Genomic DNA, 11,860 nt, shown 5'->3' with positions numbered 1-11,860 from the left:
TGGACACATGGAATCGATCGAGGAGTCAGTGGTGTACGCAGTCGTCAAGGCCGGTGGAGCGCAGCACAAGGTGGGTGTCGGTGACACGTTCACCATCAACCGCCTGAGCGGGGAGGCCGGTGACACCGTCACCCTTCCGGCCATCCTGCTGGTCGACGGCGACACCGTCACCTCCGACGCTCAGACGCTCGCCGGTGTGACCGTGACCGGCGAGATCGTCGAGCACGGCAAGGGCCCGAAGATCCACATCCACAAGTTCAAGAACAAGACGGGCTACCACAAGCGCCAGGGGCACCGTCAGCCCCTGACCAGCGTCGTGGTCCGCGACATCACGAAGGGCTGACGACATGGCACACAAGAAGGGCGCATCGTCGTCCCGTAACGGTCGCGACTCCAACGCCCAGCGCCTGGGCGTCAAGCGCTTCGGTGGTCAGGTCGTCAAGGCCGGCGAGATCATCGTCCGCCAGCGCGGCACCCACTTCCACCCGGGTCTCGGCGTCGGCCGCGGCAAGGACGACACCCTGTTCGCCCTCGTCCCCGGCGCGGTGACCTTCGGCTTCCGCCGTGGCCGCCGCGAGGTCGCCATCACCGCCGTCGGCGCCCCGGTGGCTGCCCGCGAGACCGTCTCGGTCTGAGCACCACCCCGTTCCACCAGCTCTGACTGGGTGGCGGCGCCGGAGTCCGGCGCCGCCACCCGTTTCCCTTTCCGGACAGTTCGGCCGTAGCGCAGAGAGGCGGCGATCATGGCCGCTTTCGTCGACCGCGTGACGGTCCACGTCTCGGCAGGCAAGGGTGCCAACGGGGTCAGCTCCGTGCACCGGGAGAAGTTCAAGCCGCTGGGTGGTCCCGACGGGGGCAACGGCGGGGACGGCGGGGACGTCGTCCTCGAGGTCGACCCCAGCGTGCACACCCTGCTGGACTTCCACCACCGCCCGCACCAGAAGGCCGGCAACGGCAAGCAGGCGGCGGGCGACTACCGCAACGGCGGGCGCGGGGCCGATCTGGTCCTCGGCGTCCCGTCCGGGACGGTCGTGAGCGTCGGCGGCCAGGTCGTCGCCGACCTGGTCGGGGCCGGTGCCCGGCTCGTGCTCGCCCACGGCGGCAAGGGCGGGCTGGGCAACGCCGCGCTCGCCAACGCGCGCCGCAAGGCCCCCGGCTTCGCGCTGCTCGGCGAGCCCGGTGACGCGGTGGACGCCGTCCTCGAGCTGAAGAGCATCGCCGACGTCGGCCTGGTCGGGTACCCGTCGGCCGGCAAGTCCTCGCTCGTCGCCTCGATGTCCGCGGCCCGGCCGAAGATCGCCGACTACCCCTTCACCACGCTGGTCCCGCAGCTGGGCGTGATCCGCTCCGGCGACACGACCTACACGATGGCCGACGTCCCCGGCCTGATCCCCGGCGCGTCCGTGGGCAAGGGCCTCGGCCTGGAGTTCCTGCGGCACGTCGAGCGCTGCGCCGTGCTGGTGCACGTGGTCGACATGGCGACGATGGAGCCCGGCCGCGACCCGGAGACGGACATCGAGGCCCTCGAGCACGAGCTGCGCGAGTACGGCGGCGAGGAGCTCGATCTGGTCGGCCGGCTGCGGATCGCCGTGCTCAACAAGATCGACGTCCCGGACGGCCGCGAACTGGTCGACCTGGTGCGCACCTCCCTGGAGGCGCGTGGCCTGCAGGTCTTCCCGATCAGCGCGGCCACCGGGGAGGGCGTGACCGAGCTGGGCTACGCGCTGGCGGCCGCCGTCGAGGAACACCGGGCCTCGCTGCCCGACCTCCCGCCGGCACCGATCACGATCTCCCCGCGCGCGGTCGACGACGGCGGCTTCACGGTCGAGCCCGACCCGCGCACCGACGGGTGGGTCGTGCTCGGGGTGCGGCCGGAGCGCTGGGTCCGGCAGACCGACTTCAACAACGACGAGGCCGTGGGCTACCTCGCCGACCGGCTCAACCGGCTGGGCGTGGAGGAGGAGCTGGCCAAGGCCGGCGCCGTCCCCGGTGACGCGATCACCGTCGGCGACGTCACCTTCGACTGGGAGCCCACCCTCCCGGCCGGCACGCTCACCATCGAGGAGACCGCAGGCCTGGGTGGTCGGGGCACCGACACCCGGCTCGAGGACAACTCGCGGCCCTCGGCCGACGAGCGGCTGCTGGCCAAGAAGGCCCGCCGGCTGCCGTACGAGGTGGCCGAGGGCGACGGCTGGGTCGACGCCGACCTCCTCGACGACGCCGACCGGTGACCGCCCGCGCGGAGATCGCCGCCGCGCAGCGGGTGGTGGTCAAGGTCGGGTCCTCGTCGCTGACCACGCTGCCCGGCGGGTTGGACGAGACCCGGCTGCGGGCGCTGGTCGACGTCCTCGGCGCGCTGCGGGCCGCCGGGCGGCAGGTCGTGCTCGTCTCCTCCGGCGCGATCGCCGCCGGGTTGGCGCCGCTGGGGCTGGCCGGCCGCCCCCGTGACCTGGCCACCGCGCAGGCGGCCGCGAGCGTGGGGCAGCTGCGGCTGGTGCAGACCTACGCCGACGCCTTCACCGCCCATGACGTGACCGTCGGCCAGGTGCTGCTCACCGCCGACGACCTGACCCGGCGCAGCCACTACCGCAACGCGCAGCAGACGATCGAGCGGCTGCTGGCCCTCGGTGTGCTGCCGATCGTCAACGAGAACGACACGGTCGCCACCGAGGAGATCCGGTTCGGTGACAACGACCGGCTCGCCGCGCTGGTCGCTCACGTGGCCATGGCCGATGCCCTGCTGCTGCTCTCCGACGTGGACGGCGTCTACGACGGCGATCCGCGCACCGGGCCGGCCGCGCTGGTCGACACGGTGCGCGGTCCGGCCGACCTGGCGGCGGTCGCGCTCGGCTCGGCCAGCCGCAACGGCGTCGGCACCGGCGGGATGGCCACCAAGGTGGAGGCCGCCCTCATCGCCTCGGCGGCGGGGGTGCCCGTCGTGGTCACCTCCACCGCGCAGGCGGCGGCCGCGCTGGCCGGCGAGCGGGTGGGCACCCTGTTCGCCCCGACCGGGCGGCGTCCCTCTGCCCGGCAGTTCTGGCTCCGCTACGCCAGCCGCCCCCGGGGCCGGGTGCTGCTCGATGAGGGGGCCGTGCGCGCCGTCCGTGAGCGGCACGCGTCGCTGCTCGCCGCGGGCATCACCGGGGTGACCGGGGAGTTCCTCGCCGACGACCCGGTGGAGCTGGTCGGCCCGGACGGCGAGGTGGTCGCCCGCGGCCTGGTCGCCTACGACGCCCGCGAGCTGCCGGCGCTGCTGGGCCGTAAGACCGGTGACCTGGACCCGGAGCACCGCCGCGAGGTCGTCCACCGCGACGAGATGGTCCTCGTCGGGCGCGCCACCCGGGGCTGAGAGACTGGTGCGGTGACCGTTCGCCCCATCCGCGAGATCGGCGACCCGGTGCTGCGCACCCCGGCCGACCCGATCCGCGGCTTCGACAAGGACCTCGCCGCGCTCGTCCGCGACCTGGAGGAGACCGTCGACCACCCCGGCCGGGCCGGGGTGGCGGCGACCCAGATCGGGGTCGGCCTGCGGGTCTTCTCCTACAACGTCGACGGCGTGATCGGGCACATGGTGAACCCGGTGATCACCGAGCGCAGCGAGGAGACCCAGGACGACGACGAGGGCTGCCTGTCGATCCCGGGGCTCTACGCGCCGACGGTACGGGCGATGCACTGCGTGGCCGAGGGGTTCGACGTGCACGGTGAGCCGCTCCGCATCGAGGGCAGCGGACTGCTGGCCCGCTGCCTGCAGCACGAGGTCGACCACCTGGACGGGAAGCTCTTCGTCGACCGGCTGACCGGCGATGCCCGCAAGCAGGTTCTCCGCGCCCTGCGCACCTGAGGCCTCCGCCAACCCAGGCATAGGAGGCTTTTCACCCGGTTTGGGCTCCGCAACCGGGTGAACAGCCTCCTATGCCGCCTCCGGCGGCCGCGTAACCTCGACGCGTGTCCGACGTCGAGTTCCCGCTGATCGGAGCCGCCGCGGCCCGCGCCCGCGAGGCCGCCCGCGTGCTCCGCACCCTGCCGACCGAGACCAAGGACGCCGCGCTGGCCGCGATGGCCGACGCGCTGGTCGAACGCACCGACGAGGTGCTCGCGGCCAACGCCGTCGACGTCGAGGCCGCCGCGGCCGACGGGACGCCGGAGTCGGTGCTCGACCGGCTGCGCCTGGACCCCGGCCGGCTCGCCGGGGTGGCCGACGCGCTCCGGCAGCTGGCCTCGCTGCCCGACCCGGTCGGCGACGTCGTCCGCGGGTCGACGCTGGCCAACGGGTTGCAGCTGCGGCAGGTGCGGGTGCCGCTCGGTGTGGTCGGGATCGTCTACGAGGCCCGGCCCAACGTGACCGTCGACGCGGCCGGGCTGTGCCTGAAGAGCGGCAACGCCGCGTTGCTCCGCGGGTCCGGTTCCGCGCACCGCACCAACACGGCGCTGGTCGCCGTCCTCACCGAGGCCGCCGAGAAGGCCGGGCTGCCGGCCGGGTCGATCGCGTTGCTGCCTGCGGACCGCGCCTCGGTCGGTGAGCTGCTCAACGCCCGCGGGCTGGTCGACGTCGTCATCCCGCGGGGTGGGGCCTCACTGATCAACCGGGTGGTGCGGGAGGCGACCGTGCCGGTGATCGAGACCGGTGTCGGCAACTGTCACGTCTACGTCGACGCCTCCGCCGACCCGGCCATGGCCGAGGCCATCGTGCTGAACGCCAAGACGTCCCGGGTCAGCGTCTGCAACTCCGCGGAGACCCTGCTGGTGCACCGGGACGTCGCGTTCCTGCCCCGGCTGCTGGCCGCGCTTGCCGACGCCGGGGTCACCCTGCACGGGGACGAGGCCGCCCGGCGGGCGCACGAGGGCGTCGTCCCGGCCACCGACGAGGACTGGGCCACCGAGTACCTGTCGCTGGACATGGCCGTGCGGGTGGTGGACGACCTCCCCGGCGCGCTGGACCACATCAGCCGGTGGGGGAGCGGGCACAGCGAGGCGATCGTCGCCGACTCCGCCCGGGCCGTCGCCGAGTTCACCGCCGGTGTCGACGCCGCGGCGGTGCTGGTCAACGCCTCCACCCGGTTCACCGACGGCGGCGAGTTCGGGTTCGGCGCCGAGATCGGCATCTCCACCCAGAAGCTGCACGCCCGCGGTCCGCTCGGGTTGCCGGAGCTCACCTCCACCACCTACGTCGTCACCGGCAACGGCCACACCCGCTGACCTGGCCCGCCCGAACGCCCGAACGCTCAACGAGGAGCCGCATGTCCCGCACGCCCACCCACGCCGCCCAGTTCGCCGACGTGGCGGACGTGACGACGCGGCTGACGGCCGCGGGGTACCTGCCCGACGCGCAGATCGCCACGACCGTCTTCCTGGCCGACCGGCTGGGCAAGCCGCTGCTGGTGGAGGGCCCAGCGGGGGTGGGCAAGACCGAGCTGGCCAAGGCGATGGCCGCCGCGACGGGGTCCGAGCTCATCCGGCTGCAGTGCTACGAGGGCCTGGACGAGGCGCGGGCGCTGTACGAGTGGAACTACAAGAAGCAGCTGCTGCGGATCTCCGCGGCCGGCACCGGCGGTGCCGACTGGGACACCGTGCACGACGACGTCTTCGGTGAGGAGTTCCTGCTCGCCCGGCCGCTGCTGACCGCCATCCGGCGGACCGAGCCGACCGTGCTGCTCATCGACGAGACCGACAAGGCCGACGTCGAGGTGGAGGGCCTGCTGCTGGAGGTGCTCAGCGACTTCCAGGTCACCATCCCCGAGCTGGGCACGATCACCGCCACCCGCCGGCCGCTCGTGGTGCTCACCTCCAACGCGACTCGCGAGCTGTCCGAGGCGCTCAAGCGCCGCTGCCTGTACCTCGCCCTGGACTACCCGAGCGCGGAGCGGGAGCGGGAGATCGTGCTGTCCCGGGTCCCCGACCTCGCGCCGGGCCTGGCCGACCAGCTGGTGCGCACGGTGCGGGCGCTGCGCGCCCTGGAGCTGAAGAAGTCGCCGTCGATCTCCGAGACCCTGGACTGGGCGCAGACGCTGTTGGCCCTCGGTCTGGACACCCTGGACGAGCAGGCGATGCGCTCGACGCTGGGCGTGGTGCTCAAGCACGCCAGCGACCAGGTGCGCGCCGCCGCCGAGCTCCGGCTGAACTGATGCCGCCGGGAGCCGCCGTCGAGCCGGGGGGGCTGGTCGGGCACCTGGACGGCTTCGTCCGCGCGGTGCGGGAGGCCGGCGTGCCGGTCGGGATCAGCCAGGCCGTGGACGCCGCACAGGTGCTCACCGTCGTCGACCTGCTCGAGCGGGAACAGCTGCGGCACGGACTGGCCGCGGTGCTGCTCCGCCGGGCCGCCCAGCGCGAGGTCTTCGATGTGCTGTTCGACCTCTGGTGGCCGCTCACCGACCGGCCGGTGCCGGTCGCCGACGACGATGCCCCCGGGGACGGCGACGAGGACGGCGAGTCCGGGGCCGACGGGCCGCTGCCGGTAGGGGACCCGGGCGCGCTGGCCGAGGCGCTGCGCGCCGAGCTGCTGCGGCTGCTGCTGGAGGGGGATGAGGAGGCGCTGCGCCGGTTCGCCCGGCTGGCCGTCGACCAGCTCGGTGCCGGGGCGCCCAGCCCCTCGGGGCAGTCGTTCTTCAGCTACCGGGTGCTGCGCGCGCTCTCGCCGGACACGCTCGTGGCGCAGCTGCTGGCCGGGATGCTCGGCGGCGGTGAGACCGGGGGGCTGGCCGAGCAGGTGGCCCGGTCGACGGCGAGGGAGCGGATCGCGGCGTTCCGGACGGCGGTGGAGGCCGAGGTCCGGCGGCGCACCGCCGCGGAGAAGGGGCGGGACAAGGTCGCCCGCAACGCCGTCCGCCCGATGGCCGACCAGGTCGACTTCCTCCGCGCCCAGCAGGCCGACCTGGCAGAGCTGCGCCGCACCGTGGCCCCGCTGGCCCGGCGGCTGGCCGTCCGGCTGTCGGCCCGCCGGCGGCTCGGCCGGGCCGGGCGGCTGGACTTCCGGCGCACGGTGCGCGCCTCCCTGGCCACCGGCGGGATGCCGCTGGTGACCCACCACCGGCCGCGGGCGGTGCACAAGCCCGAGCTGGTGGTGCTCTGCGACGTCAGCGGCTCGGTGGCCGGCTTCAGCCACTTCACCCTGATGCTCACCCAGGCGCTGCGCGAGCACTTCAGCGGCGTGCGGGCGTTCGCCTTCGTCGACTCCACCGACGAGGTGACCCGGTTCTTCACCCCCGGCGCCGACGTCGTCGACGCGATCGCCCGGATCGGCCGGGAGGCCGACGTGGTGAGCTTCGACGGGCACAGCGACTACGGCAACGCCTTCGAGGTCTTCGCCGAACGGTGGCCCGCCGCCGTCGGCCCGAAGACGTCGTTGCTCGTCCTCGGCGACGGCCGCACCAACTACCGGCACCCGGGCCTGCCGACGCTGGCCGACCTGGTGCGGCGGTCGCGGTCGGCGCACTGGCTCAACCCGGAGCCGCGCCGGTTGTGGGGCAGCGGCGACTCGGCCGCCGACCGGTACGCCGAGGTCCTCCCGATGGTCGAGGTGCGTACCGCGGCCCAGCTGGCCGACTTCGTCACCACGCTCTGAGGCCGCCTCCTACATGACGACACGCCGACGGAATCGTTCCCACGCGCCCGCCTCCTCGCGCAGCCCCCAACGGGACGGCATCGTCCGGTTCAGGCACGACGGCGGGGTGGAGGACGAGCTGCAGGAGTGGGTGCCATGACCACCCGGCGGACTCACGCCCGCAACCGGCGGCACGGGGGAGCCGGTCGCCAGCCCGAGGGGGCAGGGACCACCCGGCCGTCGTGCCCCTCCTCCTGGCCCCCGGAACCGGTGGTCGGACGACCGGCCCCGGCCGGGCCGGGCTAGGCTCGGTCGGTGGCAGGACGTCGACTCGGGGTGATGGGCGGGACGTTCGACCCCATCCACCACGGGCACCTGGTGGCCGCCAGCGAGGTCGCCGGACTGTTCGGGCTGGACGAGGTCGTGTTCGTGCCGACCGGTCAGCCGTGGCAGAAGTCCGACCGGGGCGTCAGCCCCGCGGAGGACCGCTACCTGATGACCGTGATCGCGACCGCCTCCAACCCTCGGTTCTCGGTGAGCCGGGTCGACGTCGACCGGGGCGGGCCGACGTACACCATCGACACCCTCACCGACCTGCACCGCCTGCACCCCGACGCCGAGCTGTTCTTCATCACCGGTGCCGACGCGCTCGCCCAGATCGTCGGCTGGCGGGAGACGGACAAGCTCTTCCAGCTGGCCCACTTCGTGGGCGTCACCCGACCCGGGTACCAGCTGGCCGACGCCGACCTGCCGCAGGGTGCAGTCAGCCTGGTCGAGGTGCCGGCGCTGGCGATCAGCTCCACGGACTGCCGCGACCGGGTGCGCCGCGGGCGGCCCGTCTGGTACCTGGTGCCCGACGGTGTGGTGCAGTACATCGAGAAGCGCGGGCTCTACCACCCCGGCACCGGGGCCGACGACCTGCTCGACGGCCCGAGGACCGGGGGGTTCCCGGCCGAGCGACGGGTGGCCACCGACCACCGCGAGACCATGGCCGCCCCACCCGGCCCGACCCTGCGCGACGACCCCGTGCGCAACGACCCCCTGCGCGACCCGGACCTGAACGACACCCCCATCACCGGGGACGACCCGTCCCCCGATCTGCAGGAGATGCCCCGATGACCGCCTCGGACGAGGCACGCGAGACCGCGCTCATCGCAGCGCAGGCCGCCGCCGACAAGCTCGCCACCGACGTCTCCATCGTCGACGTCAGTGACCGCCTGGCGATCACCGACGCGTTCGTCCTGACGTCGGCGCCCAACGAACGCCAGGTCCAGTCGATCGTCGACGGGGTGGAGGAGCGTCTGCGCGAGCACGGCGTGAAGCCGGTCCGCCGCGAGGGCGTGGCCGAGGGGCGGTGGGTGCTGCTCGACTTCGTCGACGTCGTCGTGCACGTCCAGCACGCCGAGGAGCGCGCCTACTACGCCCTCGAGCGGCTCTGGAAGGACTGCCCGGTGATCCCGTTCACCGACGGTGCGGTCCCCGCCGCCCCGACGCCGGCCGAGGAGGACGCCGCCGGTGACGAGGGCGGCAGCGCCGAGGACGCCGCGGGCGAGTCCGGCCGGTGACCGGGGGCGCCGACGCCCCGGCGGTGTCCCGCCTGCTCGTGTGGCGGCACGGCCGTACCGAGTGGAACGCCGCCGGACGCTTCCAGGGCCAGCTCGACCCACCGCTGGACGCCGAGGGGCGGTCCCAGGCCGCGCGCACCGCACCCCACCTGGCCACCCTGCTGACCGGTCAGGAGACGCTGCTCGTCTCCAGCGACCTGCAGCGTGCGGTCGACACGGCCGAGGCGCTCGCCCCGCTGCTGGGTGTGCCGCTGCGCATCGACGAACGGCTGCGCGAGCACGGGTTGGGCAGCTGGGAGGGCCTGACCCGCCACGAGGTGGCCGACCGGCACCCGGGCCAGTACGCCGACTGGATGGCCGGCCGGCCGGTGCCCGATCGTGGCGGGGAGGCGCAGGCCGACGTCGCTGCCCGGGCCCTCGCCGCGGTGGCCGACCTGCCGCCGGCGGCCACGGCCGTGCTGGTGACCCACGGCGGCACGGCAGGCCGGCTGATCGAGGCGCTGCTGGGGCTGGGCGCGGAGCACAAGCGGGTCTTCGGGCCGCTGGGCAACTGCCACTGGAGCGAGCTGTCCTTCCAGGCCTCGGGGTGGCGGCTGATGCGGCACAACCTGTCGGCCCTGGCACCTGAGCGCATGGAGGGCGGCGTGCGATCGCCCGGTGACCGCGGACCCTTCCCCGAGCTCTCGGCCACCGACGCCCCCGACGCACCGCGGGCGGGAGCCAGCCCCGAGGAGGGTGCGCCCCTGACCGACGCCGACGCGGGCTGACCGACCGCCCCCGCACCGCTGCGCCGCACGCGGCTAGCCTCGCGCCATGTCCGTCGCCGTGGTCACCGACTCGACGGCCTACCTGCCGGCCAACGTCGTCGAGCACTACGGCATCGAGGTCGTGCCGCTGTACGTGGTGCTCGCCGGGCGTTCGGGCCGCGAGGGCAGCGACGTCACCTCCGCCGAGGTCGCCCGCTCGCTTTCCGTGCGGGGCGGGCACGTCAGCACGTCGCGCCCGACGCCGGGGGACTTCGTGGCCGTGTACCGCCGGCTGCTGGACGGCGGTGCCGACCGGCTGGTGTCGGTGCACCTGTCCGGGGAGCTCTCGGGCACCTGGGACGCCGCCCGGGTCGCGGCGGCGCAGGTAGGTGAGCACCTGGTGACCGTGCTTGACTCCCGGTCGGCCGCGATGGGCACCGGGTTCGCCGTGCTCGCCGCAGCCCGGGCCGCCGCCGACGGTGCCTCGGCCGCCGAGGTGGCCGACGCGGCCCGGGAGACGGCGGCGGCGACGCGCACGTTCTTCGTCGTCGACACCCTGGAGCACCTGCGGCGGGGCGGGCGGATCGGCGCGGCCGCCGCGCTGCTCGGCGGTGCCCTGGCGGTGAAGCCGGTGCTGCACGTGACCGATGGCCAGGTGGTCGCTCTGGAGAAGGTGCGCACGTCCGCCCGTGCGCTCAACCGGCTGGTCCAGCGCGCGGTCGACGTGGCCGGTGACGCCCCGGTGGCTGCCGCGGTGCACCACCTCGCCGCCCCGGAGCGCGCCCAGCGGCTCGCCGACCAGCTGGCCGCCCGGCTGCCGGCGCTCACCGAGCTGTACGTGAGCGAGCTCGGGGCGGCCGTCGGGGCGCACGTCGGGCCAGGGGCGGTCGGCGTGGTCGTCGACCCGACCCCACGCCCGGGCGCGGAGGCAGGTCAACGGCACGAGGACGGGCCACCGCCGTCGCCGGACCCGTCGGAGCAGGTCCAGGACTGAGGTCAGGAGGTCGGGCACCCGGTCACGGTCGGGTGCCTGCGGCAGTCGACGGGCGCCGCCGTCCACAACGGTGCCCTTCGTCCACAACCCGGTCGCGGCCCTCGTCGGGGGTGGAGCCGGCTCCCTAGCGTCCGTGCCGTGCGCCCTCCTGCCCGTCGCAGCGACGATTCCGACGTGATCCGGGCCCGGCTGCGGGCGCTGCTGGCCGAGGGGCAGCGCGGGAGCGGCTGGGTCCCCGACACCGACGAGCCGGACGAGCTCCCCGGTGAGGACGACGACTGGCCGGCCGATGAGGACGACCGCACGACCCAGCCCGTCGAGCCCGTCCACCTGCCCGCTGGGCTGGGCCGGCACCGCGCACCCGGGCGGGCCGCCCGCGTCGACCCCGGTCGTCCCGGCGCCTGGGCGTTGTGGACGGTCGCGGTGGTGGCGGCCGTCGTGGTCGTCGGCTGGACGTGGATCGGCCGCCCGGTCGTCGACCAGGTGCCGGCTGCCGCGTCCAGCGGCGCCCCCGCCGCGTCGGTGACCGCACCGTCGCCCGCCTCGGCCGGCCCCGCACCCGCGGGGGACGGTCCTGAGGGCGCGGGGACCGGCACGGTCGTGGTGTCGGTCGTCGGGCTGGTCGGCGCCCCGGGCCTGGTCACCCTGCCGGCCGGCGCTCGCGTGGCCGATGCGCTGGCGGCGGCCGGCGGGCTGCTGCCCGAGGCCGACCCGGCGTCGGTGAACGCCGCGGCGGTGGTCAGCGACGGTCAGCAGATCGCCGTCGGGGTGCCCGGGGCGGTGCAGGGCACGGGCGGCCCGGAGGCGGCGGGAGCAGCCGGCGCCGTGCTCGACCTGAACACGGCGACCGTGGCGGAGCTGGACGCACTGCCGGGGATCGGCCCCGTGCTCGCCCAGCGGATCGTCGACCACCGCTCCGCCCACGGGCCGTTCACCAGCGTCGACCGGCTGGACGACGTCAGCGGCATCGGCCCGGCGATCTTCGCCGAGCTGGCCGAGCGGGTGCGGGTCTGACCAT

13 protein-coding genes are annotated in these 11,860 nt (G+C 74.7%); all 13 read left to right on the top strand.

All coding sequences use genetic code 11. The annotated features are described in order from the left end of the window. The first annotated feature begins 7 nt into the window (after nt 1-7). The 13 genes from rplU to O2W20_RS14840 all read left to right on the top strand — a co-directional run bounded on the left by rplU (nt 8) and on the right by O2W20_RS14840 (nt 11,856). Nucleotides 8-343, top strand: a complete 336-nt coding sequence (gene rplU / locus O2W20_RS14900; RefSeq protein ID WP_442928894.1) for a 50S ribosomal protein L21 — start codon at nt 8-10, stop codon at nt 341-343. A gap of 4 nt (nt 344-347) precedes the next feature. Then, nucleotides 348-635, top strand: a complete 288-nt coding sequence (rpmA, locus tag O2W20_RS14895; protein WP_166757520.1) for a 50S ribosomal protein L27 — start codon at nt 348-350, stop codon at nt 633-635. A gap of 108 nt (nt 636-743) precedes the next feature. Then, entirely contained in the window at nt 744-2,231 is a 1,488-nt protein-coding gene (gene obgE / locus O2W20_RS14890; protein ID WP_269171395.1) for a GTPase ObgE, read from the top strand. Next, nucleotides 2,228-3,349, top strand: coding sequence for a glutamate 5-kinase (proB, locus tag O2W20_RS14885; protein ID WP_269171396.1), 1,122 nt, complete (start codon nt 2,228-2,230; stop codon nt 3,347-3,349). The genes obgE and proB overlap by 4 nt, the downstream gene beginning before the upstream one ends. 12 nt (nt 3,350-3,361) lie before the next feature. Then, a complete protein-coding gene (gene def / locus O2W20_RS14880) occupies nt 3,362-3,841 on the top strand; it encodes a peptide deformylase (RefSeq protein ID WP_269171397.1) in 480 nt (159 codons plus the stop codon). Between the two features lie 104 nt (nt 3,842-3,945). After that, nucleotides 3,946-5,196, top strand: a complete 1,251-nt coding sequence (locus tag O2W20_RS14875; RefSeq protein ID WP_269171398.1) for a glutamate-5-semialdehyde dehydrogenase — start codon at nt 3,946-3,948, stop codon at nt 5,194-5,196. 41 nt (nt 5,197-5,237) lie between these two features. Then, the gene (locus O2W20_RS14870) at nt 5,238-6,122 is read left to right on the top strand and encodes an AAA family ATPase (protein ID WP_269171399.1); all 885 of its coding nucleotides are present in this window, start codon (nt 5,238-5,240) and stop codon (nt 6,120-6,122) included. Then, on the top strand, nt 6,122-7,558 hold the full coding sequence (locus O2W20_RS14865; RefSeq protein ID WP_269171400.1) for a vWA domain-containing protein: 1,437 nt from the start codon (nt 6,122-6,124) through the stop codon (nt 7,556-7,558). The genes O2W20_RS14870 and O2W20_RS14865 overlap by 1 nt, the downstream gene beginning before the upstream one ends. 294 nt (nt 7,559-7,852) lie before the next feature. After that, entirely contained in the window at nt 7,853-8,656 is an 804-nt protein-coding gene (gene nadD / locus O2W20_RS14860; RefSeq protein ID WP_269171401.1) for a nicotinate-nucleotide adenylyltransferase, read from the top strand. Then, complete coding sequence (gene rsfS / locus O2W20_RS14855; protein WP_269171402.1) at nt 8,653-9,102, top strand: ribosome silencing factor; 450 nt, start codon at nt 8,653-8,655, stop codon at nt 9,100-9,102. Before nadD ends, rsfS begins: the two co-directional genes overlap by 4 nt. After that, a complete protein-coding gene (locus tag O2W20_RS14850) occupies nt 9,099-9,869 on the top strand; it encodes a histidine phosphatase family protein (protein WP_269171403.1) in 771 nt (256 codons plus the stop codon). Before rsfS ends, O2W20_RS14850 begins: the two co-directional genes overlap by 4 nt. A 46-nt stretch (nt 9,870-9,915) precedes the next feature. Further along, nucleotides 9,916-10,842: a DegV family protein gene (locus tag O2W20_RS14845; protein WP_269171404.1), complete on the top strand. Its 927-nt coding sequence runs from the start codon at nt 9,916-9,918 to the stop codon at nt 10,840-10,842. A gap of 138 nt (nt 10,843-10,980) precedes the next feature. Continuing rightward, the gene (locus O2W20_RS14840) at nt 10,981-11,856 is read left to right on the top strand and encodes a ComEA family DNA-binding protein (protein ID WP_269185510.1); all 876 of its coding nucleotides are present in this window, start codon (nt 10,981-10,983) and stop codon (nt 11,854-11,856) included. Nucleotides 11,857-11,860 lie beyond the last annotated feature (4 nt).

The sequence above is a fragment of the Modestobacter sp. VKM Ac-2982 genome (genome assembly GCF_026967935.1).
In the GTDB taxonomy this organism is placed as follows: Bacteria; Actinomycetota; Actinomycetes; order Mycobacteriales; family Geodermatophilaceae; genus Modestobacter.
This window is presented reverse-complemented; position numbering and strand designations above follow the sequence as displayed.